This is a genomic window from Burkholderia sp. Bp9012 (assembly GCF_003853825.1).
GTDB classification, from domain to species: Bacteria; Pseudomonadota; Gammaproteobacteria; order Burkholderiales; family Burkholderiaceae; genus Burkholderia; species Burkholderia diffusa.
Window position 1 is genome coordinate 1 of record NZ_QTQA01000005.1, and the last position, 25,801, is coordinate 25,801.

The 25,801-nt window shown below is 68.3% G+C and carries 8 protein-coding genes and 3 pseudogenes; 5 read left to right on the forward strand and 6 right to left on the reverse strand.

Annotated features, from left to right (window positions below; genetic code table 11):
• A pseudogene (locus tag DIE11_RS08080) lies at positions 1-248 on the forward strand (ISNCY family transposase); the annotation flags it as partial.
• Between the two features lie 33 nt (positions 249-281).
• Positions 282-401: pseudogene (locus DIE11_RS37360) on the forward strand (LysR family transcriptional regulator); the annotation flags it as partial.
• A gap of 47 nt (positions 402-448) precedes the next feature.
• On the opposite strand, the gene DIE11_RS08085 reads toward DIE11_RS37360, so the two are convergent.
• The 3 genes and pseudogenes from DIE11_RS08085 to DIE11_RS08095 form a co-directional block, all read right to left on the reverse strand.
• On the reverse strand, positions 449-4,273 hold the full coding sequence (locus DIE11_RS08085; RefSeq protein WP_124622696.1) for an autotransporter domain-containing protein: 3,825 nt from the start codon (positions 4,271-4,273) through the stop codon (positions 449-451).
• Between the two features lie 511 nt (positions 4,274-4,784).
• A pseudogene (locus DIE11_RS37525) lies at positions 4,785-4,919 on the reverse strand (IS5/IS1182 family transposase); the annotation flags it as partial.
• 174 nt (positions 4,920-5,093) lie between these two features.
• A complete protein-coding gene (locus tag DIE11_RS08095; RefSeq protein ID WP_124622700.1) occupies positions 5,094-17,423 on the reverse strand; it encodes an LWXIA domain-containing protein in 12,330 nt (4,109 codons plus the stop codon).
• 570 nt (positions 17,424-17,993) lie between these two features.
• On the opposite strand from DIE11_RS08095, the gene DIE11_RS08100 reads away from it, so the two are divergent.
• The 3 genes from DIE11_RS08100 to DIE11_RS36240 all read left to right on the forward strand — a co-directional run bounded on the left by DIE11_RS08100 (position 17,994) and on the right by DIE11_RS36240 (position 20,495).
• On the forward strand, positions 17,994-19,250 hold the full coding sequence (locus DIE11_RS08100; protein ID WP_124622702.1) for a porin: 1,257 nt from the start codon (positions 17,994-17,996) through the stop codon (positions 19,248-19,250).
• Between the two features lie 338 nt (positions 19,251-19,588).
• Positions 19,589-20,080 carry a peptidoglycan-associated lipoprotein Pal gene (gene pal / locus DIE11_RS08105; RefSeq protein ID WP_059600465.1) on the forward strand — a complete coding sequence of 164 codons (492 nt, stop codon included), beginning with the start codon at positions 19,589-19,591 and terminating at the stop codon, positions 20,078-20,080.
• Between the two features lie 244 nt (positions 20,081-20,324).
• The gene (locus DIE11_RS36240; protein WP_174911803.1) at positions 20,325-20,495 is read left to right on the forward strand and encodes a hypothetical protein; all 171 of its coding nucleotides are present in this window, start codon (positions 20,325-20,327) and stop codon (positions 20,493-20,495) included.
• 92 nt (positions 20,496-20,587) lie between these two features.
• Here DIE11_RS36240 and DIE11_RS08110 read toward each other — a convergent pair whose 3' ends face one another.
• The 3 genes from DIE11_RS08110 to DIE11_RS08120 are packed head-to-tail and all read right to left on the reverse strand — an operon-like array spanning position 20,588 to position 25,394.
• On the reverse strand, positions 20,588-21,850 hold the full coding sequence (locus tag DIE11_RS08110) for a cytochrome c (protein WP_124622705.1): 1,263 nt from the start codon (positions 21,848-21,850) through the stop codon (positions 20,588-20,590).
• Complete coding sequence (locus DIE11_RS08115; protein WP_124622707.1) at positions 21,847-22,521, reverse strand: (2Fe-2S)-binding protein; 675 nt, start codon at positions 22,519-22,521, stop codon at positions 21,847-21,849. Before DIE11_RS08115 ends, DIE11_RS08110 begins: the two co-directional genes overlap by 4 nt.
• The gene (locus tag DIE11_RS08120; RefSeq protein WP_124622709.1) at positions 22,518-25,394 is read right to left on the reverse strand and encodes a xanthine dehydrogenase family protein molybdopterin-binding subunit; all 2,877 of its coding nucleotides are present in this window, start codon (positions 25,392-25,394) and stop codon (positions 22,518-22,520) included. Before DIE11_RS08120 ends, DIE11_RS08115 begins: the two co-directional genes overlap by 4 nt.
• Between the last annotated feature and the right edge of the window lie 407 nt (positions 25,395-25,801).

The following is a 25,801-nucleotide window of genomic DNA, read 5'->3' on the forward strand; positions in this document are numbered from 1 at the left end:
AGCAAGACCGGCAGCAGCGTGACGCAGTTTGGCCGGGCCATGTATGAGCTGAACATCGACACATTCTGCGCGAACAGATGCGATTGCGCGGGATCAACACGGTGGCCGACGCCAACGCTTACGCGCCCTCCTTCATGGCCGCTTATAACGCACGCTTCGCGAAGCCGCCGCGCAGCGACTTCAATGCGCATCGGCCACTGCGAGACGACGAGGATCTGGATACGTTGTTGACGTGGCGTGAAACACGTCGGGCGTGGAATGCAAGCTGCCTGGCCGATTTGATGCCGGTATCGCTGGTGTACCAGAACCGGCGGACCCTGCCGGTGCGGGTGCAGGTGTTCATGAACTGGAAGGCGCAATTGCTTGCGCTGTACGTGGCGCCTGTATCGAGCGGCCGGTAGCGCGGGCGCGAAGCGCAACCCACACTGCCGGATCCATGCGTACGCGGTTAGAACTTGTGATTGAGCCGCACATACGCCGACTGCGCCGACACATGACTCGTGTCGATCGTCGCATCCAACCCGAGTGCTACCGTGGTCGCCTTGGCGGCCTGGAGGGTAACGCTGGCGCCCGTAGTCAGGAACGAACGCGGCAGATCGGTGCCCGGCGCGGCGAACACGGTCCCGTCCTGGCTCTGCACCTGCACGACGCGGCCCGCGCCCAGCACCTCGTGCGCATAGGCCAGGCGAAGCTGCACGTCGACGGGTCGCACGGCATCGCCGAAGGTCTTATCGAGCGAGACACCCACGTAAGGCTGGAGGCTCCTCGCGCTGTCGGGGCCGACTTGCAGGTTCTGGCCGTTGGCGCCGTTCTCGCCGAAGCCGCTGCCGCGCACGTAGGCATACCGCAGCCCGATGTGCGGCGCAAGCCGGAGGCCGCCAACGTCCATGGGCAGGCTGGCCTGCGTGGCGGCGGTGAACTCGTGGCCGAGATGATCGCCTTCGGCGGTACCCGGGCTGCCGAATGGCCGCTTCTGCGAAAGGAAATCCAGCCCATAGCCGAGCGTGGCCGACAGGTTGACGGCACCCATGGGCTGCGCGCCATACAGGGCGACGCGCAGCGTATCGATGCCACCCGATGCGCCTGTCGTTTCTTCACTCAGCGTGGTGTGCGTATAGCCTCCCGCCGCACCGACCGTGGCACCGCCGAGCCGCCCTTCCGCGCCCGCCAGGAAGCCGTAGGCGTGGGTAAGGAAGCCGGGCGCGCCGCCCGTTCCGCCCACCTTGGTGCTGGAACCGCTGGCAACTGCCCACACGTTGCTGGAACCCGCCTCGTTAATCTGCGGGCCCGTCAGACGGCCGAGCAGCGTCGAACTGGCGCCCTGCGCCTGAAGCAATGCTGTCGTGCCCAGGGCCGTGTAGATAGAGGTCTTGGTTGGTGCGATGACAGTCGGGCTGGCCGGCGTGCCGGGCCCGGTGGCTTCGGCGAGCTGCAAGTCGACCCCGTTGGCACCGTAGTCCAGCGATGACTGCAACGCGCTGAGATTCGCGCCGGCGGTGGTGGTGCCGACGTTCGCGAAGCGGCCCGTCACGCCGTTGGCCGCGCTCAGCACGGTGTAGCGGCGGGCGGTATAGGTGCCGGGATCGAACAGAATGGCCAATGAGCCGCCGAGCGTCGCGGCACCACCTACGCGTAGTTGCGATGCCTCCGTCGGGCTGACCTCGATCGAGAGGGTGCCGCCCGCTCCCTGGGTATAGTTCCCGCCCACGGACAGCGTTCCGATGGAGCCACCTGGCGCGACCACGCCGTTGCTGCTGACGTCCCCCGATACCGTGCCATGGCCGCGCAACGTGCCAAGCGAGTTCACCTGGACGTTGCCACCCAGCACCGCACCGGCATTAGCCGCGTCGCCCACGGCCAACGTGCCGCCTGCCACCGTCGTCGTCCCGAAGAACGCGCTGCTGGCACCATTCAGCGTCATCGTGCCCGCGCCTTGTTTGACCAAACCGCCGGTGCCGCTGAGGCTGCCGCTGAATGTTTGCGACGAGTCGTCGGACAGCGTGAGGGCATTGCCGCCCAATACCACCCGGCTGCCGGCTACGCCGGAGAGATGCGCGACCTGCTGACTGCCGCCGGCGGACAGATCCAGCGCGGCAGTTGCGCTGGCGAGCGTGACCGACGTGGAAGATGCAAGCCGGCCGGCACCCGACAAGGCGAGCGTGCCCGCGTTGACCATCGTCGCCCCGGTGTACGTGTTCACGCCCGACAGCGTTTGTGTTCCGCCCTCAACGGTGAGCCCGCCGGTGCCGCCAATGGCACCACTGAAGGTGCCAGCCGCGTTGGCGAGCGTCAGCGTGCGGCCACCCAGCGCAACCGTGCCCGTGCCGGTGAGCGCATTGATCGTGGCACCGGAGGTCGTCCCTGAGATGTCGAACGTGCCGTTGTTGATGACGCCGCTGGACGCGGCAATGCTGCCGGTGCCTGACAGCGCGAGCGTGCCTGCGTTGATCGACGTTGCTCCGGTAAAGCCATTGGCACCCGAAAGTGTCTGCGTGCCGCCCGCAACGGTGAGGCCGCCGGTGCCGCCAATGGCACCACTGAAGGTGCCGGCCGCATTGGCGAGCGTCAGCGTGCGGTCACCCAGCGCAACCGTGCCCGTGCCGGTAAGCGCATTGATCGTCGCCCCGGAGATGGTCCCCGAGATATCGAACGTGCCGTTGTTCACGACCCCGCTGGAAGCGGCGATGCTGCCGGCACCGATCAGCGCGAGCGTGCCGGCGTTGATGGTGGTGCTCCCCGCATAGCCGGCGGCACCGGATATCGCCAGCGTACCTGCCCCGGCCTGCACAAGGCTGCCCGTCCCGCTGATGGTGCCGCCATACGACACCGTGTCGCTGCGGTCGAACGCCAACGTGCCGTTGTTGACGATGTTGCCTGCGACGGAGCCGGTGGTCCCGCCATTGCCGATCTGCAGCGTGCCGGCGCTGATTGTGGTGTCGCCGGTATAGGTGTTGTCACCCGTCAGCGTGATCGTTCGGTTGCCGCTCACGGCCACGTTGCCCGCGCCGGACACGGCGCCCGACATCACAAAGGTGTTGAGGCTGGAATCGAACGTGACCTGCGACGCGGTATCGCCAAGCGTGATGTTGTTGCCAAGCGAAAGGCCGGCGCTCCCGGCGACGACCGAGGCAGCTGCGCCTGCCGCTACGTCCAGGTTGCCGATGATGTTGGAGCCCGTGACAAACTGCAGCGTGTTGTGCGTGCCGTTAAAGCGAATGGCCGCCGCGCGCGTGACGCCATCGCTTAACAGGCCACCGCTGATCGTTCCCCCGTTGACGATGAAGTCGTTGTTTGCGATGACGCCGACGCCCGCCGCGCCGCCGTTGCCTGCACCGCCCGTTATGGTGCCGAAGTTGTCCAGCACGTTAAAGCCGCCGGCCAGATTGACACCTGCACCGCTGTCTCCGGCGGTGGTGCCGCCACCCCCACCGGCACCGCCCGTCCCGCCCGTGATCGTGCCTTGGTTAGTGACCAGGATCGACTGCCCCAAGGTGAGTAGCCCGTCGCCGCCGCCACCGCCGCCGCCAGGATTGCCGCCGCCACCGCCGGTGCCGCCATTGCCGCCGACCAGCAAGCCTTGGTTGTTCACTTCTGCGGAAGGCACGACCATGATCAATCCTGCGCCGCCGCCGCCGCCGCCGCCGCCATTCGACGCAGGCCCCGATGTGCCGGCCCCGCCATTCCCGCCCGCACCGCCTTGCAGGGTCACCCCGGGGGTGACGAAGATACTGGCGCCGGTGGAATACACGGCAGCGCCGCCGCCGCCGCCACCTGCGGCAAAGTTGAAGCCGTCGAACCCCTGTCCGGCCCCCCCGGAAACATCGGCACCAACGACCGTATTCCCGGCGGTCGTTGCGCCCACCGCGCCAGCCGGGCCAACCTGCCCACTATCGTTCACCGCGCCGATACCGCCCGTGCCACCCGAAGTAGCCCCGCCGGGCACTTGTATCGTGGCGTTACCGGGACCAAGCGCGGATGAACCGCCGCCACCGCCATTGCCACTGCCACCGTTGCCGCTGCGGTTCGGAAGGCCGTTGCCGCCGGCAGCGCTGCAATTGGCGATGGTGCTGGTAGAACACGTGGTGGCCCAGCCGGGTAAGGCCGCGCCAGCCAGACCAACCGACACGCCGATGGAAACAATGGAAGTGCAGCGGCGCGCGGGCGTGGCACCATCGCTGGCGCGGCCCCCGCCGTGCGCCGCCTTTGTGCGTTCAGATACCACTTGCGGAGCACGCAAGGTGCGGCTCCAGACCAGCCGATAGACCCGGTTCATGTTGATCCCCTCGTTGCATGGACCCATGGCGCTGGTCACGGAGACGCTGGACCGATGGCGCGACGGACCCGTTTCTGTTTTCGTTCTCTGGCGTGCCGGTACGCGGATACTGTCTTTCTTGGTTCACCGGTCGGGACGCATGCGCGCGCAATATAACACCTGCGCAGGAAACATTGCCAAGGCGGTCGCGGACCCGCCGCTCACCGGGCATCCGGCCGAATCCCGAAAAAAAGAGTTGAGTCGTCCCGGCGCGTTGTTTCCCACTGTGTCAGGCGGATCAACCCATCCACTTCCCCGCGTTGCTGAACATGCGCATCCACCCGCTGCTGCCGTCCCCAGCAGTCTCGGCGGACTTCTTGAACCCGATTACCACGGCGGCGGGCAAATCCGCGGTACGCGGTATCCGTGCTGAACCAGGGCTAGCAGATCGTTGAGTTACTGTCGGGCCGGACGTATTTTCGCTTCGGCCGTTCGCGGCGACCACCGCGAAGCGTTCGATTTCGGCTCATTCGCCCGGCTGGCCTGTACATTGAACATTGACCACCAGACCGTGCCGATCGTCGGTCAGCATATGACCAAGATCGCTCGGCAGCGCCGGCGCCACATTGCTCTTTCCTCGCGTCGGCCTGCTCTTCCTTGATCTCGGGAACCTACATCGTGCAGGACGGACCGGAGTATTTGAACCGCCTGTTAAAGATCGCCTCCCACAGATCGCTGCCATTCACGCGCGGAATCCTGATCGCCCACCCTGCCCGATCGTCGAAGTGACCGCGTATGCCCCGTGCGACGGCCAGACCACGCATGCGTTCCGCGCGCCCCCTCATCCGACGATCACCTGCTGCCCCGGATTGATCTCCCCCGGATTGCTCGCCAGGTTCGGGTTGAGCTGCAGGATCTCGTTCAACGCGACGTTGATCCGTTGACCGTCCGACATCCGTTGCTGTTCGTCGGCCGGTACGCGAGCGGCTGCAAGCAATGACCCTTCGTGACTTTCCGCAATGGTCCACAACGAATCGCCGGCGACCACCTGCACCGTCAGCGGAGTTGGCGTCGGGCGCGGCGAACCCGTCGAAGGCTGCGCCGGCGCGGATGGCGTCCCCGACGGCGGCGCATTCGGCGTCGATGACGCAGACGCACTCGCACTCGGCTGAGCCGCCGGCGCCGTCGTCGCCCCGGGCGTCGGGGCGAGCGAGGCCCCGGGCGTCGGCGTCGTGCTGCTCGAACCCGAAGGCGTCGGCGACGGACCGGAACCGGGATGCTTGTCCTTGTCGTCCGATCCCGTCAACGCCGAGATCACGCCGTACCCCTGCATGATTCCGAAGATCGCCACCGGGAACAGCGCGATGCCTGTCGGCAAGCGCGCGAGCCACGGCGTGGCATTCGGGAATTGCGTATGCAGGCGGCCGGCGCCCAGCAGCGCGCCGGACATTGCTCCGAGCATGCCGGTCATCCCGTCGCCGAACGTGTGGGCGGCCATTGCGCCGTGGATGCCGCTTGCCAGACCAACGGCCGATGTCACGTAGTCGCCGGTCGCGCTCGCGATCCGCGCCAGCTGACTGCGATTCTCCGCATTCACGCCGCGCGAACCACCCTTGTAGACGATCCCGGTAGAGACGGCGCTGATGATCCCGCCCAAAGCCTGCCCGCCTGCCAGCCCGTCGCCATGGAGGAACTTGGCCCCGTTGATCGTGATCGAGCCACCGTACCCTCCCAGTGCGAACAGCCGCCCTAACCGACCAACCGCGTGCCGCGGGCTGCCATGGTGCAGCAGTTTCAGTGACGTCCCGCCGACCACGCCCTGCATCTGCGCGAGCATGTCGGCCGCGATCGCCTGCGTGTGCGTCGCGGTTTCGTCGAACGACAGCGTCCCGTCCTCGTTCAGCGCGCGCAACTGCGCGGCGGCGGCCTTGCCTTCGTGTGCAATCTGTTCGAGCTGCGTACCTCGCGCGTCGGCGTCGAACCCGTTCGCCTTGAGTTGCTTCTGCAGGCCGCGCACGAGGCGGTCGACGACGCGATCGAACACGCGCGGATCGCCGTTCTTCAGGCTGGCGACCGCGCCGTGATGCAGCGCCTGGAACACGCGGCCGACGCGCAGCCCGGCGTACAGCGAATTCGTCGCGGTACCCACGAACTCCTTGCCCGTCGCGACGAGCGCGCCCGCGCCGGTCCCGCCGGCCAGCGTGGCGGCGGTCATTTCGCCGGCAATCCGCCGTCGCGACGGCGGACGTCGGTTCGTGCCGATCGGCTCGTCGTGCACGCGCAGTGCGTGCAGCTCCGCCTGCGCGCGCTTCGCGTCGGGAATCTCGACCTTGGCGAGCTGTGCGGTCTCCCGCCGGCTGGTACCGATCGGCTTGGTGCCATCGTTGATCAGCGCGGGATCGCGCACGACCGCGCGCCAGTGGTCGGCCGGGTCCGCGGCGGATGGCTGCGCTCGGGTGGTCACGCGGTCTGGCACGCTGACGCCGTATTGCTCCAGCCAGCGTGCGGCGAACCTGCGCGCGCCCTTCTCCGTCTTGTTGCCAGGCTCGTTGCCGTCGCCCTTCCAGTGTTCCGTTGCATGCTCGATCGTTGCCTTGCGCGCCTGGTTCAGCCACACGGTCGTGTTGCCTTCGTAGAGCTTCTGGCGCAGCGCGGCCACTTCGGCGGGCGTCATCCCTTGCGCGGCACCGATCCGCTCGACCTCCGCGAACAGCAGCTGATGCTGGTTCGCCAGCGTCTGGCGGTCGACGCGCTCGAACACGCGTGTGAGCGCATCGGCACCGTGCAGGCGGTCGATGATTTCGGGTCGCGCGCGGTTCTCGACGATCAGTTTCGCGAGTGCGCCGGTCAGGTCCTGGTTGCCGATGAAGTCGGCGCCGTGCGTGCCGAGCGACAGGCCGACGTGGACCCATTCGAGCCCCTCGCGCTCGAGCACGGCGCGCAACAGCTTCTCGTGCCCTGCGCCCGGCACCGATTCGGGCACTGCGTCCCAGCCGTGAAACGTGATCATCACGTTGGGCGCCGTCGTATCGGGATGTTCGTTCGACCACTTCTCGAGCGCCGTCATGACGCGCACGTAATCGTGGTATGCGTCGTTGGTGCCTGACTGGTACCGGTAGTCGGTGCCGGACACGAGCGCGCGCGATGGCGCCGTTTCGAGCCGGATCGCGAAGCCGGTGTGCGCCGCCTCGTCGAGCCAGCGATTCAGATGTGCGAGATGATCGAGCGCGAGTGCCGTCCCGTCCGTGCCCGGCGCCGGATGAATCATCCCGTTCTCGCCGTCGAACACGGCGTTCTTCTGTTCGCCGAGCGCCTTCACCGCGCGCAGGAAATCCGGATCGTGCGCCTTGCCGAGCACGGCCGCGAGCAGATGAGGATCGACCACGAGCGTGACGACCGGCGTCACACCGCCGTACTGCTCGACGATCTTGCGCATCAGCGCCGGATCGTCGCTCAGCGACAGCGGACGTGCCATCGGCACCATGCGGTCCTGCAATGCTTCGCTCGAGCGCGTGAAGAAATACCGGATCCGCCGGTCGGCGACGGTCGCCGCGCCCAAGCGCCGGGTGCGTGCGCGCAGCTTGCCGGGCACCGGCAGGAAGCGCGACGCCGACGTCGACACGTCGCGCCCGACGTACAGCTTGTTGAGCAGCGTGCGCCACATGCCCGGGTCGACCATCACGGCCTGCGGCTCGCCCTTCAGCACGAGATTCACTTTGCCGGCACGCTGCGCTTGCTTGTTGTAGGCCTCGATCTGGTCGTGCGTCGGGAAATACTGCTCGGTCTTCGCCGCACCATTGCGCAGGCTGAACGCGACGACGGTCGACGACGAGAGCCCAGGCTGGTACGGCTCGATCGACAGCGGCGCGGGTGCGGTGCCGCTGCGCCGCAAGCGCTGCAAGTCGTTGAGCACCTCGTTGTAACCGTGCCGCGTCCGGGCCGCGAGCGCCCTGAACGGCGCCGAATGCTGACCACGCGCTTCCGCGTCGGACAGCTGCTCGCGCAGCGCCTTCGCGCGCGCTTCGAGCGCCGCGATGCGCGTCGGCCGCGCACTCCGCAGGAACGCGCGCGGCGGCAACTGGGTGAGCAGGAAATGCACGTCCGTGCCGAACCGGTCGTTGCCGATCGGCATTTCGTCGAGCGGTACGCCCTGATGATGCGGGTTGTTGGCGTGCCGGACCGCGTCGAACCACCGCATCTCGCCGTTGCGCGCGGCGATCACGCCGACCGGATCGCCGAGCGCCTCGGCCACGGCGCCGTCCGTCCTGAACACGTAGATCACGTGCTGGTTGCCGTCAACCGCACCGTTGCGGATCGCAGTCAGCAGGTGCGGCACGCTGTTGCCGCTGAAATCGACCGCATTGAGCGCGGATGTGTGCGACGGCAGCAAATGCGGATCGACCGGCGGCCGCGTTGCCGTGTTGCTTTCACCGCCCTGCTCCGCGCGCTCGAGCGGCCGGCGAAGCGGCACCTTCGACTGGAAAAGATCGCCGAGCGAACGGTGCGGCGGTTTCTCTGCCGGGGTGGTTTCCTTCGCCGGCCGGAAGCCGCCGATTCGATCGACGGTTTCCGGCTTGACGTCGCTCACGACGAACCGGATGCCGCGCCGCGGCGAGCGCAGGACCGGAATGCCGCCCCTGCGCCGTCGCCGGAACACGGTGCGCAGATCCTGCTCGGGAACCTCGGTGTCGCCGAGCGGCGCTTTTTCGTAGTACTTCCATTCGTGGTTCGTGTTGCGCTCCGCGTAGCCGAGCACCTTGCCCGTCTCGTCTTCGACCACGTGAATCCAGCGCCGCTCTCCCTCGACGGCACGCACGGCCTGACGCGGCCGTTTGAAACCCGGTGCGTCGTGCAGTTTCGCCACGTCTGCGGCGAGCGCGGCGTCGACCGGATGACCCGACGCCGTCACGGACCACGACGACTTGCCGTCCCGCGTCTCGATCTTCGACGCGCCGCCGAACTGCATCAGCTCGTCGTGCGCCACCGGCGACACGAAGAAATCGAACTGACGGCGTGCCGTGCGCCCGCTGCTGCCGGTCTTCCCGAGCGCCTTGCGCAGCGCGCCCGGCACGCGCTTGCCGTCCAGCATCCGCACGGGGCCGAGCGCGCCGTGCTCGTCGGTCTCGAGCACCGCGACGAACGCCGGCGCCGCGTGTTCGGCGTCGGCGGCCGGCGCGTCGGTATGCGCGGTGATCAGCACGTGCGCGTTCGGGCCGAGCTGGCGGCCCAACCCGTCGAGCGTCGGCGCGCGCTGGCCATCGACGCGCGTGAGCGTGCGTCGGCCGAGGCTATCGAGCCACGTCGCGGCAACCGCCTGTGGATCGCTCGCTTCGGCCGCCGCGGCGCCCTGCGGCACGCCCGGCTGGCTCGCATGACCGGATACGGCGGCAGGCGCCGCCGCGCCGGACGATTCGCCGGCCGTACCGGCAAGGCGGCCGGCCGCCGGCCCCGCCGGGCCGATCGTCGGCCAGGTCGGGCGCCCGTCGGTCGCCCCGACCGCACGCATGCCGCCCGCATGCACGGCCGCATAGCCTTCCGGCAAGCCCGAGCGATCGATGCCGACGAGCCGGTACGACACCTCGCCGGTCGCCGCGTCGCGGGTGCGCACGACGTACATGTCGACACCGGCCGGCTTGACCAGCTCACCGCCATCGGGCGTCGTGATGCGCAGCGCGCGAGCCGGATCGTGGCCGAGCGCCGACAGCAGCACGACGTCGGTCGGTGCCTGGCCCTCGACCGCGGCGAGATTCGCTGACGCGCTGGCCGCGACACGTTCCTGCGGTGTGAGGTCGTCCCGTGCGAACGCGGTGCCGTCCGGCAACGCATCGGTGCGCACGTATGCGTGGTTCCGTGGGCCGGTATGCGCCGTATCGATTGCCTGCCCGAGATCGTCGTGCGCGATCGTCCGCGCGCCTTCCGGCAATGCGAGCCGGGCATCGGTCGACGAACGGGCCGGCGCGTGCGCGGCAGCGGTAGCCGGTGCATCGGGCACCGTGCCGCTGAACCGGAACCAGCCGTCCTCGGGATCGAGCGCACCGAAATCGGTGCCGCTGCCGAGCTCGATGCTGCCGTCGCGCATCACGAATTCCACGCGCAGGTTGGTCAGCCCGGCCGCGTCGAACGCCTGCATCACCCCGTCGATCACGCGGGTCGGTTCGGGGCCGTCGAGGAAGCCGCTCGGCCAGCGCTGACTCACCGTGCCGCCGGGTTGCGTCACGCGCGCCGCGTCGCCGATCACGCCGGGCCGTTCGGCCAGCGCGGTGCGGAACGGATGATCGAGCGTGACCGATTCGAACGTGTCGTCCGGAATCGCGGTGAAATCGTAGTCAGGATCGGCAAACGTCGGATCGGCCACGCGCGGCACCGTCGGGCGCGGCGGCGGATCGGCGAGCGGGCGCGACGCGGTACGGGCGGTCGTCGCGGCCGGTTCCGCGTCGCGTCCTGCGGGGAGCGCCGGCCGGCCCGCGCGTGCCGGATCGCCGCGGAAGCTTTGCATCGGCAGACGATCCTTGTCGACCTGGCCGGTCAGCCGCGTGCCGCGTACGGTGGTCGAACCGTCGGGCTCGACGAGCAGGATGTCCGGCGGCGCCCAGACCGATGTCGGCCGTCCGGTCAGCTCGGACAGGCGCTGCGCGAGTGCCGCCGCGAAGGTCGTGCTGGCCGCCCGTACTTGCCCGGGCGCGATGCGCAGCGGATCGTGCTTGTTCGATCCGCCGAAGCACGAATACAGCGTGACGTCCTGCCCCGGTTCGAGATACGGCGCCACGCGCTCGGCCACCTCGTCCGGCGTGAGCGGACGGCCTTCCGGGCCCAGCATCGCGTCGGCCGATATCCCGTGGCCGAACACGACGTGATGACCGGGCGGCGACATCAGCCCGCGCGCGCCGATCGGATGGAGTGGATCGTCGGACGGCATCAGCAGTGTATCGGCCGGGCGCAGGAACTCGGGATGTTGCGTCGCGTCGATGCCGGTCACGTCGTCGAACCCGGGCTGCAGCACCGACTGACCATGAACCGTCGTCGTGACGACGCCATCGTTGGCGATCCGGCGGTCCGTATAGACGCGGCTGGTCTTCGGATAGATTTTCTGCGTTTTCCCTGACAGGCTGTCGTCGGCCTCGGCTTCGGCGACCTGCTCGACGCGTGCGGCCCATTCGTCCGCCTTGTAGATCTGCCCCGGCCCGACTTCGACGACCGGAGTCGGCTCGTAGACGGGCGGTTCGCCCGGTTCCGCGTCGGGGGCGAGCCGCGGATGCGCGAGCCCGCCCGGCGTCACGTCCTGGCGTCCGCCATCGCCTTGCGAACCGCCCGCGCCGCGACGGCCGCTGTCCGAGTCCGGATCGATCTGCGCGTCGATCGCGCGCACCGGCTCGACCGGTGCATGGTCGTGCACGGCCGCCGGTTCGCCGCGCTGTGCGAATACCATCGGCGGGTCGCTCGCATCGGGCGCCTCGGGCAGATGCAGATAGAGCCGCGTCGCGACGTCGGGATCGTTTGCCGGCAGGACGATCTTGTCGTCGATCGGATGCAGTTCCAGCGCACCGGTGCCGCGCACCGAGTTGGACGTGATCGACGCGATCACGGGCACCTGCAGTTCGTACGCGAGCTCCTGCGCGAACGAATAACCGCCGGCACCGAGATAGCAGCCCGTCAGCAGCACGCCGTTGCCTTCCGTATAGGCCGGATCGTCGAGCAGCTTGCGCGCGAATTGCCGCGGCGAAATCGTCTTGCCGCCTTCCGTGACGGCGGCCGCGCTGTCCAGGGTCACGTCGCGCGGCGCCGTGCCGTGCGACTCGGCGATGTCGAACCCCGACACCTTCAGGAACTGCCGGGCGGTCGCGTGCCCGAGCAGGTTCACGACGTTCGAACCCGGCACGGGCCGCAGTTCCAGAGGATTGATCCGGACCGGCTGCGCGCCGCCCGGCGAGAATTTCCCGTTCACGTCGGGCTCGATCTCGAAGCGCGCAAGCCGTCGGCCCGGATTGGGGAGCGCCCGCCGCCATCCGGCCGCGTCGTCGTCGCCCAGCCGGCCGAATACCGGCGCCTGGATCAGATCCGCGAATTCCTGCAGCAACTCGGGATTGGCGCCGCTGCGCGGCCCCTCGAGCGCGATCGGCGTGCCCGGCGTATAGCCTTTCCACGCCAGTTCTTCCAGCGCATGCGTCATCTCGAGCGCGCTGGCCGACCGGCCGCTGCGCGGATTGATGATCGAGCCGCGTTTCGTCAACAGGCGCCACACGTACACGCCGATCGGCACGCGCGCGTCGCCCGTCGTGGCGCTGCCGCCCCAATGATTCGACACCGGGCGCGGCGCGACGCCGCTCCAGTCGACCGGATGCGCGCCCTGGTCGATGACCGCCAGCGCCGGCGAGAACCGGTACGTGCGCGGTTCGCCGCTGACCGAATGGTCCGGCACGCCGGCCTGATCGGGCGCGCCGGGTTCGATCAGGATGCCGCCCGTATAACCGGAGTCGGGGCTGCCGTCGGCCCGATAGCGCGGCGAACGCCATGCGACGAATCCGCTTGCGCCGTACACGTCCACGCCCAGCACGTTCGCGAGCAATTGCGCGAGCGGACTCACGCGCGTGCCGGCGCCGCACGCATAAAGAATGACCGGCGACTTGCCGTCCCAGCCGCTCTGGCGAATCAGCTCGGCCATGTCTTCGGCGCTCATCGCCTTGCCGGTCGCGCTCGCGAATGCATCGGCCCACGCATGCGCGTACACGGCGAAATAGCCGGGCGGCACCGGCATCAACGGCCGCTCGCCCGCCGGCAGCCGGTTCTCGGGCTGACTCGGGTTGTCCGAATAGATCGCGAGGTCGGCCTCGCGGCGCGGGTACGCGGCCCACTGCGTTTCGCTCATGCCGAATGGCGCGTTGATCACGTCGACGCGCCGGCCGCCCTCGTTGCGAATCAACGGCTTCTGCGGATCGAAGCCGCGCGGGTACACCACACGCAGCGCGCGGTCGTACGCATCGTTCATCGACAGCATGAACGCATCGCCGGCGTCGGTCAGCCCGACGTGGCCGACCACCGCTTCGGGCGGCACCGAGCCGTCCGCGGCGAGCGCCCCTTGATCGACCAGCGCGATCCGGTAGCGGCCGCCGGCCACGCCGTCGGCGCCGACCATCAGGGCGTCGTGATACGTCGTGTAGCGCGTCACGCCGATCGTGCCGTCTTCGTCGGGCGCAACCGCCGCACGCGCCTTCGCATCGTCGGCCGCGTTCGCGCGCCGCTGGTCCGCCCGCGCCGCGCTCATGTCGTCGACGATGTTGCCCTTTTCGGTCGCGGGCAGCCCGTCTTCCTCGGGGTTGCGCACGTTGCCTTCGGGATCCTCCAGCGCGTACACGTAGTACTCGACGTCCTCGAGCCGGTTGCCGCTCTCGATAATTCCTCCGACCACCTCGCTCAGCATCGCCGGATCGGCCGCGACATGCGCGGGGATCTCCCAGGACGCTGGATGCGCGCCGTTTGTCGGCATGCCGGCCCGAGCCGTCGATGCACCGTCGCCAGCCAGCGCGTCGGCGACGGCCGGCGTCGCTTCGCCGTCGGGCGCGAGCCGCGGCACGATCGCGGCGTCGTCCGGCGTGCCCTGCATGCGGTGCGCGCGCAACCACGCGGCGACGCGCGCCCGCAGCCCCTTGTCGGCCGGCGCGACCGTGCCGCCGTCGTCGGCCGGTTCGCCGAAGCTGTTCGCCTGCTCCTCCGCGTGCTGCCACGGGTTGCCGATCTCGCCGACCGCGAGACGCTGGTTCGCCAGTCCGTTGCCGTACAACGTATCGACGACGTTGATCGCGACCGGCCGCGACACCGTCGACGGTGCGGGCGTCTTCGTGATGGCTCGAATCGGCCGCTCCATCAGCGTGTGCGAACCGAGCCCCATCTGCGCGATGCCGATGCCGAGGTTGAGCAATTGCTGCGCGCGATCGGAATCGGACATCGCGTCCCAGTTCTTGACCAGCGACACGCCCTGGTCGGCCATCTGGTAGCCGCCGATCAGGCCGCCCGTGACATTGAATACGCCGGCCGTGCGGCCCGTCGTCTGCGCGAGCGACTGGAACGCGTCGGCTTCCTGCGTGAAACGGCCGACACTGGCCACGTCGGCCGCGGCGCCGTCGCCGCGCGATGCGGCCGTCAGCAGGTCGGAGACCCGCCCCGTCGTGCGCAGCAGCGACGATGCCTCCGCGAGCGACTTCGCCGCCACGCCGAGCCCGGCGCCGGCGAAGCCCGCGCCACTGCCGATCAGGCTGATCCAGTCGCCGCGCGCCTGTACGTTGCCGAAGCCGATCGACTGGCCGTGATCGCTCAGGTTCTTCAGGTCGCCGATCGCGGCAGGCACGCCGACGGCCATGCCCGCGCCGACGGCCGTCCACGCGGCACCGAGCATCAGGCCGCCGACCGGCGCCCCGATGCCGCTCGCGACCAGCACGACACCGCCGGCGGCGGCAAGAATGCCGGCACCCATTTCGAGGATGTGTTCGGCGTGCTGGTACCACTCGGTCTTGTGCGCGTCGATCGTTTCGTATTGCGAGAAACCGCCGGACGCCGGACCGTTCGTCAGGCTTTTCGGCACGTACAGCTTGCCGTCGTCGGACAGCGCATTGTTGTGCTGGTAGTCGTCGACGGTGTCGTACTTCCAGCCGCGATCGTCGATCAGCTTGTACTGGTCCGGATGTCCCTCCACCTGCACCTTGAAGAGCGCGCTCGGCGCGGTGCCGGTCCCCTTCGACACGTAGTAGATCGGCACCAGCGATACGACCGCGTGGTCGCCGCCGACCTTGCGGATCTGATCGACGACGTTCTGGATCATCTGCGTCGCGGCCGAATTCCTCGCGTACAGCGACTGGCTGTTGACCGCCGTGCCGTTCTGCAACTGCCCGTTGCTGACGATCAACTGTTCGAGCAGCGCCATCGACGGCACGTCGTTCCGGTCGGTCGGCGTCGCGCCCGGGTCGTCCGGCTGGATCCCGAGCCCGGCGCCGACGAAGTTCGTCATCTGATCGGAGCCGGTGGTGAACGTATAGGACTTGTCGTCGAAGTGCTTCTGGAAGTCGTCGAAATACGCCTTCAGCTGCTTGTCCGGATCGGCCTGGAACAGCTTGTAGCTGGCGCTGGCGGCGTCCTTGTTCTGCTTGTCCTGGGCACTCTTGGTGCCCTGGTCGTAACGCAGCTGGAAGTCGTTCGCGAAGCCCGAGCGGAACCGGTCGTCGTTCTGCATTTTTGACAGCAGCGCCTTCGACAACGACGGGTCGACGCCCGACGACAGCGCCTGCCGCACACCGTCGAACCCGTAGCCGGCATCGCTGCCGCGCAACGTATAGATCATCGTCTTCGCGTTGCCGTTGGCGTCGAGCAGCCAGCTCGCGACGTCGTCCTCGCGATGCACGGGCACGCCGCTCGCGGTCGGCTGCTGATCGGCGAGCCCGACCGCCGTGCTGAGGCCCTTGTAGAACTCGATGCCGTCGCCGTAAGGCTGCGGCGTGCCCGTGTTCGACTGCGTCCACTTGTTGCCGAAATCCTTCTCGACGGTATCGAGCACGACGCCCGCGAATTCGGGCGGGGCATTGGCGAGGATGTCCTGCATCCACTTGCCGGCCTTGTCGGCATTCATCCGGCCGTCGTAACGCGCCTGCATGCTGGCCTGGTCCGTCGCTTGCGAATCGGGCTTCTGCATCAGCGGATCGATCTGCGAATGGATGAAGTTCGCGTTGAAATGCGGCTGGCCCGCCTGCGTCCACAGCGTCTGGCGTTCGTCCAGCGAGAACGACGCGTTCATGTTGGTGTTCAGCACCTGAAGCGCCGCGCCCGGATTGCTGCCCGGATTCTCCATCAGTTGTGCGACCTGCTGCTTCGTATACTGCAGCCGCACGTCGGGCGCGGCGGCGAGCAGCAGCTTGATCTTCTGGTACCCGGGCTGGTTCTGGTCGGCGTGCGCCATTGCATACGCGAACACGCCGCCCGCCTGGTTGATCTGCGCGTTCAGGGCTTGCGCGTCCGATTCGCTCTTGCCGTCCGTGCTGACCGGAACACCCGTCAGCTTGACGAACGCCTCGGCGAGCGGATTCTGCTGGGCAAGCGTCTTCTCCTGCGGCGACAGTTTCGGGTCGTTCGGATCGACGGTCACACCGGTGTCCTGCAACAGCGCGAACGTGACCGGGTCGGACTGCGCGAGCTGTTTCATCTGCGGCGACAGCGACGGATCGTCGGGATTGATCGTCGCGATCGTGCGCTTGAGCTGGCTTTCCTCGCCCAGCGCGTCGACGAGCCCGGTGTACCACATGCCGTCGTGATTCTGCTTCACCGACGCGACGACCTGCTTCTGCTCGTCGGCCGTCACGTAGGTCAGCGCGGTGTCGTCGCCGCCCGTCACGACCTTGTCGTACTGGCTCTGCGCCTGCGACAGCTCCTGCGTGATGTCGGCCTCGTCGGCGCGGCGCAATCCGCCGGGCTCCTTCTGCCACGCCGCATAGTCGGCCTTCGCGTCGTTCAGGCGCAGCGTCGCGGCCGACGTGCTGTATTCGTGGCGCAACGCGGTGGTGAGCGCCGTGTATGCGTCGTCGGCGTTCGTGTCGGCCGTGGTGGCCGCCTGGCGCAGTTGCGCGCCGGTGTCGGGATCGGCGCGCCGGATGCCGCCCGGCAACGCGTTGTACTGCTGCACGTCAGCGTTCGCGGCCTGATCCTTCTGCATCGCCATCGCGAACTGGAACGCCTTCACGTTGGTCGCCCGCTCAGGCGCCGATTCGGCCGACACCGCCTTTTGCGCATCGTCGAGCACCGAGCCGAACACCGGATCGTTCGGCGACGCATTGCGCAGATCCGATGCCACGCCCGCGATCGCCTTATTCGTGTCGCCGCCGCCGTCCGCCGCGACGCGCATCTGGTTCTCGACGGCCGCCTGCACCGAGCCCCATGCGGCTTCGGCCTTCTTCACCTGGTTGTCGAGATCGGCCTGCGACGCGCCCTGGTCGTGCAGACGCTTGAGCGTCGCCATTTCGGCCTGCGCGAGCTGCAGCAGGCGCTGCGTCTCGGCCTGCGCGGCCGCGAGGGCCTGCTGTTCCGGCGTCTGGGCCGGCGGGGTGCTGCCTGCCCCGTTCTTCGGTGCCGGATCGTCGTCATTCTGCGGCTGCGGCACGTTCACCGGCCCGCCCCCGCCCACAGCCATCAACACCATGTCCATTCTCCCGCGGCATGCGTGACGTGCCGGCACAGCGGCAGACGGGCCACGCGCAATGGTCCATTGTGCAGAACGGGCACGCGTGAAAAAGTCGCGCATTACGTAGTCGCCGGCCGGGTTGCGGCAGCGCGGGCAGACTCCTGCTACGAACGGAATGAACCCGAAGCGGCAATTCGACCGTTGCCGCTTCGGGCGGCAAATTTTGCCGGGTGCCGCGCACGAGACCAGAAATACATGCCGCCGCCAACGAGCAACACACAACCTTGCGCGTTGGATCACCACCCCGACGACATCCGCCGCAGGCTCGTGAAAGTACCGACGCTCACGCTGAGCCGCCCCGGCCCTGCCGAATCCTTCCGCCCACGCGATGGTTCCATTGCGCGCCGATTCGACGGAAACACCCTGCATCGAAACGCCACGATTCCACGCGATTTCGCAGAGGACCTTTCCTGTGCAGCGGCTTAATCGACGGTCGCGCGATCTCCAATAATGGCCGCTCGATCAGTCGGCCGGCGCGCCGACGCGACCCACCGGCGATCGGGCCGGAGACCAACGATAAAAAATCCTATGCATTCCTATAAAACCATCCAGCCCGCCAACGCGCGCGTTGCCACGCCGCATGCCGTCCGCCGCGGCCGTCGTACCGGGGCGCTCCCGGGGACAGTGCTCGCCGCCTGCGCGGCCGGCCTGATTCCGTGCGTCGCGCACGCGCAGAGCAGCGTGACGCTGTACGGCCTGATCGATACGTCGATCACCTACGCGACCAACCAGCGTACGCAAGGTGCCGGTTCGCCCGGCAGCGGCAGCGTCGGGCTGACGAGCGGCGCGTTGAACGCGTCGCGCTGGGGGCTGCGCGGCCGCGAGGATCTCGGCGGCGGGATGGCGGCGGTCTTCACGCTCGAGAACGGCTTCACGGGCACGAACGGCAAGCTGTCGCAGAAAGGCGTCGACATGTTCGGCCGTCAGGCGTGGCTCGGCGTGAGCTCGCGCACGGCCGGCACGCTCACGTTCGGCCGCCAGTACGACCTGATCCTCGATTTCGTGACGCCGCTCGGCGCGTCGGGCCCCGGCTGGGGCGGCAACCTCGCGGTGCATCCGTACGACAACGACGACTCGAACCGCAACCTGCGCATCAACCACGCGGTGAAGTACACGAGCCCGACGTATCGCGGGCTGACGTTCGGCGCGTTGTACGGATTCTCGAACACGGCCGGCGCGTTCTCGAACAACGCCGTGTGGAGCGCGGGGCTCGGGTATGCGAACGGACCGCTGAAGCTCGGCGCCGGTTACCTGAAGATCAGCCGCGACCGCAATGCGCCGAATCCGGACGGCGCACTGAGCACGGTCGACGGCTCGGCAACGATCACGGGCGGCAACCAGCAGATCTGGGCCGTGGCCGGGCGCTATGCGTTCGGCCCGCATTCGGTCGGCGCCGCATGGTCGCACTCGGCCACCGACGGCGTGAGCGGCGTGCTCCAGGGCAGCGGCATCACCCCGCTGAAGGGCGAATCGCTCGTCTTCGACAACTTCACGGTCGATGGCCGCTACTTCGTCACGCCGGCGTTCAGCGTAGCCGCCGCGTACACGTATACGATGGGCCGTTTCGATACGCGCACCGGCCAGACGCGCCCGAAATGGAACCATGTGGTCACGCAGGCCGACTACGCGTTCTCGAAGCGCACGGACGCGTATCTCGAAGCCGTCTATCAAAGCGTGAGCGGCGGCAACGGCAATCCCGCGTTCAACGCGACCGTCTGGACGATGACGCCGTCAGCCAATAGCAACCAGCTGGTGGTCGCGCTCGGGTTGCGGCACAAGTTCTGACGACCCGGCGACACGACACGAGACGCGCCCGCACCGGCATGGCGCATCACGCATCGCCGCGCATGCCGCGGTTTCCGCGCAAGCAAGAATGCGTCCTGCGTCGTTCCCGTGTGAAAAATGCCGAGAAACTGGTCACGCTGTGACATTTTTCCTAATCTAGTTGCAGCGGCGCCGTGCTTCGGCGTTCCGGTCGAGACAATCTTTCATATGGCGCATCGCCGGCTTACGAAAGCGCATCGCGCACGGAAGCCGGCACTTTCGTGCCGTCTCGCCGGATGCGTGACGCGACAGTTCGCGCGCACCACGCTTTCCTCGCAGTCAACCGCAGGAGACGCACGATGAGCAAAACGAACCGATTTGCGGTCATGGCAGCCTTCGCGCTGCTGGCGGGTTGTCACCACGCGGCGAAAACGCCCGAGAACGCCGGGATGGCGCCGGCCCCATCGAGCGAAGCGGTCGCGACGGTGGCGGCGGACGATCTCAACAACCCGAACAGCCCGCTCGCGAAGCGCAGCGTCTACTTCGATTTCGACCAGTACTCCGTGAAGCCGGAATACCAGACGCTGCTGCAGGCGCACGCCGACTACCTGCGCAGCCACCCGTCGCGCCGCGTGCTGATCCAGGGCAACACCGACGAACGCGGGACGTCCGAATACAACCTCGCGCTCGGCCAACGCCGATCGCAAGCCGTGATGAGCGCACTGGAAACGCTGGGCGTGCAGGCGTCGCAACTCGAAGCGGTCAGCCTCGGCAAGGAAAAGCCGGTCGCGCTCGGCCACGACGAGGATTCGTGGGCGCAGAACCGCCGCGCCGATCTCGTCTATCGTTGACCGGATGCCGCCGCGACGGCGGCATTCCGGCTGCTCACCCTCCGTTGCCCGTGATACAGCGAATCTGCGGGGGCGCGCCGCGCCCCGGCTGCATGCGCGAGCGCCTGCCTCGCTCCATGTCGCCCTGTGCCGATACGCAAAAAGCATGGAATAAACCGCCCGCCGGAAACGTTTCGTCATCGCGCGGTCGCCGGTTCACGCGAACCATCCTGCCGCGCGGCCTTCTCGGCGAAAGGAGAGTGAAATGAATTCGGCAAGATTGGCCGCGGCGCTGCTCGCGGCACTGATGCTGGTGCTGTCGGCCGGATGTACGTCGTCGGGTGGCGGCGTATCGCCAGGCCCCGGGATGAGCCGGTATGGCGGCGCGGGCGGCAGCGGAGGCGGGGGTGGTGGCGGCGGAGGGGGCGGCTACTGAAGCACCGCCGGAAAGGCTCGAGCGGGGCGTTACGCACGAGCGCGGCCGAAAGCCGGCCACCTCGCGCGCGACGCCCCGCCGCGCCGCACGACTTACCGACGCATGGCCTTCACGTCGGCCGGCGTGACGCTCGCGGGCTGGCCGCCCCACGTCGCGCGCAAGTAGTTCGCGAGCTGCGCGAGTTCGTCGTCGCTCAGCGTGTGCGCGAAACCCGGCATCGGTTGCAGGTTCTCGAAGCCGGCGAACTTCTGCTCGTCGATGCCGTCGAGCATCGCGACCAGCAGGTTGCGCGCATCGCCCTGACGCAGCGTCGAATTGCCGTTCATCGGCACCGCCACGTGCGGCTTGCCTTCGCCGTCGAAACCATGACAGCCCGCGCACACCGCGAGATACACCGAGCGGCCGGCCGCGAGCTGCGCGGCATCGGCGGATACCGGCTTCACCGCCTGCGGCGCAGGCGGCGTATCGCCGAGCAGGTACACGGACAGCGCGCGCAGATCGTCCTTCGTCATGTATTGCGTGCTCAGGTGCACGACCGGATACATTTCGCCGAACGCCGAGCCTTGCGGCGCGATGCCGACGCCGAAGAACGTCTGCAGGTCGGTGCCCGTCCAGCCGCGCGCGGCGAGGCCGGCCGGCGTGATGTCCGGCGCGGCCACGCGGCCGAGCGCGGCGCCGGCGAACGGCTTCGCGCCGTCGAGCTGACCCGTGAACGCACGCGGCGTGTGGCATTCCGCGCAGTGGCCGAGCGCGCCCGCCAGATAGCGGCCGCGCTGCCAGTCGGCGGACTGGCCGGTCGATGCATCGGGCAGGCTGTCCTTCAGAAACACCATGTCCCAGAACACCATGCCGAAGCGCAGGTTGTACGGGAACTTGAGTTCGTGCGGGCGGTTTTCCTGAGCGACCGGCTTCACCGTCTTCAGGTACGCGTACATCGCGTCGGTGTCGGCGCGCGTGAGCTGCCGGTACGACGTATACGGCATCGACGGATACAGGCGCTTGGCCGGCGCCTTGCCGTCATGCAGCGCGGCGTAGAAGTCGTCCGCGCTCCAGCCGCCGATCCCGTGGTCCTTGTCGGGCGTGATGTTCGAGCCGTAGAACGTGCCGAACGGCGATTCGAGTGGCGCACCGCCGGCGAACGGCGCGCCGTCCTTCGCGGTGTGGCACGCCGCGCAGTCCGCGGCCTTCACGAGATAGCGACCGCGCGCGACCTGGTCGGCACCGGGCGCGCCGGAAGCCGCGCTCGAAGCCGGCGCGTCATGGCCGCCGCAGGCGGCGAGCAGCAGCGCGCAGGCGGCCGCGAGTGCCGGCAGGCCCGCGGCCCGCGCGGCACGATGGGCGAATGTGCGTTTCATGCGGCGTCCTTCACGAGTCCCGGCGTCGTCAGGATCACGTCCTTCACGGCTTCGTAATAGCGGACGTAACCGGTGCAGCGGCAGATGTGCGCGTTCAGCGCGTCGGTGATCGTGCGCTCGACGTCGGCCTTCGCGACCGGCTCGCGCTTCAGGCGTTCGATCAGCACCGTCGCCGCGTTGACGAAGCCCGGCGTGCAGTAGCCGCACTGGAAGCTGAAGTGCTCGAGGAACTTCTGCTGGATCGGCGACAGCTCGACCACTTCGCCGGCTTGGTTGCGCTTCGCGTGACCTTCGATCGTGCGGATCGAACGGCCGTGGAAGAAGTGCGCGCCGGTGATGCACGTGCGCATTTCCTCGCTCGTGCCGTCCGGCTTGTCGACGATCACGACGCACGCGTGACAGATGCCCTGCCCGCAACCGAGCCGCGAACCGGTGAGGCCCGCATACTCGTGCAGGAACTCGATCATCATCAGCCCTTCGGGCACCTGCATCGGGCCGACGGACTTGCCGTTGATGTTCACCGACAGCGGTTTCTGCTGAAGGCGGACGAGCGGACGCTCGACGGCGGCCGGTGCGGCAGCCGGTGCCGCGGGTGCCGGAGCGGCCGAAGCCGCGTTCGGCGCGGACGCGCTGGCGCTCGCGGCCGACGCGGCGGTTTGGGCGGTCGTCATGCGAGCACCTCCTGAATCTTTTGCGGGGTCACCGGCAAGTCGGTGAAACGATGGCCGATCGCGTGCGCGATGCCGTTCACGATCGCGCCGACGACGGGGATCATCACCACTTCGGCGACACCCTTCGGCGGATCGGTCTCGGACAGCGGCGGCAGGATGTCGCCCGTCTGCGACCACACCGCGACATCGGTCGCGCGCGGCAGCTGGTAGCGGTTGAAGTTCCACGTGCCGTTGCCGGGGCCGTCTTCGTAAAGCGGCAGGTACTCGTGCAGCGCATGGCCGATGCCCATCGCGAGGCCGCCCTGCAACTGGCCCGACACGAGCTGCGGCGAGATCTGGTTGCCGCACTCCATGATCGAGTGATGCGTGAGCAGCTCGACCTTGCCGGTCGCTTCGTGCACGGCCAGCTCGACGAGCGTGCCGACCGCCGTGTAGTACGTGACGGCCGCGTTGTTGCGGCTCGTCGGCGGGATGAACACGCGCTTGCGGTCCAGCACGCGATAGCCGTTCGCCGTCGGCGCCAGCGTGCCGTGCATCGCGGTCGCGCCGACCGGCGCGGCGGTGCCCGGCATCGGGCCGTCGTCGCCGGTCTTCGGCGCGCCGATCCGCAGCGACAGCCCGTCGATCGGCAGACGATCGACCGCGCCGCCCACGTCGAACTCGGCGTCGGTCCATTGCCAGCGGTTGAACACGTGTACGACGGCGCCGGTCGCCAGGCCGAGCGCATGCGCCTGCTTCGCGAGCTGCTCGAACGTCAGCGGCTCGAGGCCGTCGGCGGTCAGCTTGCCGTCGACCCAGCGCGCGTCCTGGATGCGGATCGTGTACGGCGCGGCCTGGCCGCCGCCGAGGCCGCGCGTCCAGATCGACATCGCGGCCGGCCACAGCCCGTAGCGGAACACCGCGCGCGCGGCTTCGCGCGTGCTGTGCGTGAAGTAGTACGCGGAGTTCGTCGCGCTCGACGGCGACGCATAGCCCGGCGACCAGCGCGGATTCGCGCTCAGCCGGTCCTGGTCGGCTTGCGACATCAGGTACGGATCGCCGCTCGTCTCGACCGGCAGATCGGGCCATTCGGTCACTGCGACGCGCACCTCGGTCGCCGGGCGACCGAGCCACTTCGCGACCGCGACGGCCTGCGACGTCGACATCCCGGTGCCGATCTCGGCAGCCGTGTGATGCAGCGACACCTTGCCGTTCTCGTCGAATTCGACTTTCGCGAACGATGCCTCGGCACCCGTGCCGAAATCCTTCTGCACGCACGCGAAGCCGACGCCGTAGCGCTTGCCCGGGTTCGCCGCCTCGAATTCGGCTTTGCGCGCCGCACGGCGCGTCCACAACGGATGCTGCCTCGCACGTTCCAGCACTTCGTCGACGCGCAGCGCGCCGGCGGGAATCGCGCCCTGCGTGTTCTTCATCCCCGAACGCAGCGCGTTGCGCAGGCGGAACTCGATCGGATCGAGGTTCAGCTGCGCGGCGATTTCGTCGACCGCCATCTCGGTCGCGGCCATGCTCTGCAGCGTGCCGTAGCCGCGCGCGGAGCCTGCGTCGATCGCGCGCGACGCGATCGCGACTGCCGCGAGGTCGCTCTTCGGGAAGTAGTAGATCGATTGCGCGGCCGTCGCGCCGACCATCGCCACCGACGGCGAGAAGTTCGAGCGCCCGCCGCCGTTCGCCTCGAAGTCGCCCTTGAACGACTGCATGAGACCCGTGTTGCGATCGACCGCGATCCGGTAATGCATCTTGAACGCGTGACGCTTCAGCGATGTCTGGAACTGCTCGTAGCGGTCGTTCGCGAACCGCACCGGGCGGCCGTCCGCGTACAGCGCGCAGACGAGGCCGTAGAACGGCACGTTGCAGTGATCCTTCGAGCCGTAGCCGACCGTGTAGCACGGATGCACGAACAGTTTCTTCACCGGGAAGCGGCATTTCGCGACCATCGCGGCCGCGTTCTCCGCCACTTCGAGCGGCGACTGCGTCGGCACGACGAGGTGCAGCGCCTGCGTCGCGGCGTCGTACCAGCAGTTCGCGTTGTCGGGTTCGAGCGCGGCGGTGTCGACCGACTGCGTGCTGTACGCGCGGTCGAACACGAGCCAGTCGGCCGGCGGATGGTCGAACTCGCTGGCGATCTGTCCGGCCAGGAACATGCCCTGCTCGTCGAGCTTGCCGTGCTCCTTGCCGTCCGGCCAGACCGGCAGGTGCTTGCGCATCATGCTCGGGAAGATCGGCGCATCCTTCAGGCTCGAATAGACGTCGTCGTCATAGGCCGTCTTGCCGCCTACCCGAACGAAGCGGAACGTGCCCCACGGATCGCGCTCGAGCGGGCCCGTGACCGCGCCGTAGCGGATCACGTCGTCGCGGAACTTGAGCGCGTTCTTCGCGAAGCGGAAGCGCGCGAAGTCGTGGTAGATGAGGATCGCGACCGCATGGCCGAGATACGCGGGCGTCTTGCCGGCGGGCAACAGCATGTCGTCGCCATAGAACGCCGGGAACGCGACGCCGTCGCGCGCGAGATCATCGGCCGTGACCACGCGGTCCGGCTTCAGTTCGTCGCCGAGCAGCGACAGGTCGAAGCCTTCGTAGGTGCGGTCGGCCTGCGTGACGCGGAGGATCAGCGCGTGCGACTGCTGCTGCGGCCAGTGCGGCATGTCGGCGGCACGCACGTCACGTGCGAACACTTTCGAGCCCGTGACTTTCGCGATGCCGTCGATGCGGAATTGGGGGATGCCGGTGACGCTATCCCATTTGACGGGCGTGAGGAGTTTTTCTTCGAAGAGCGCCGCGAACGCGCGGCTGCCGATGGGCGCGACATACACCGCGACGCCCGCCAGCACGCTGGCTTTCAGAAAACCCCGCCGTGACAGGCCGTGGTTTTTCATGTGGGGGGAACCTCCTGATGCGGCTCGGACGGCGATAGGGTGTCGCGGCGTTCGGAGCGGCGCGCATTCTGGCATTGTTTTGGATATATCGCCTATAGTATTTCCCACATGAAATACTTATTGAATTTCTTATAACGGGATTCACACGGGCTGCGGCGCCCGGTCGCGGGCGGCACACGTGCGCGACCGGGCGGTGTCGCGGCGGGCGTATCGATCGCCGCCGGACGATCGCGCGCCAGGGGCCTGCCATGTGCGGCGCGCGCCGAAACCGGTCCGCGGGCGACTGCCCGACATCGTCCCGTGGGCAACGACGCCTGCCCCCGCGTCGGCGAATGCGCACGGCGCACGCCGGCGTGGTCTGAGACGACTCGCCGACGCACCCGCACGTCACGCGCGGCCGGCGTTTC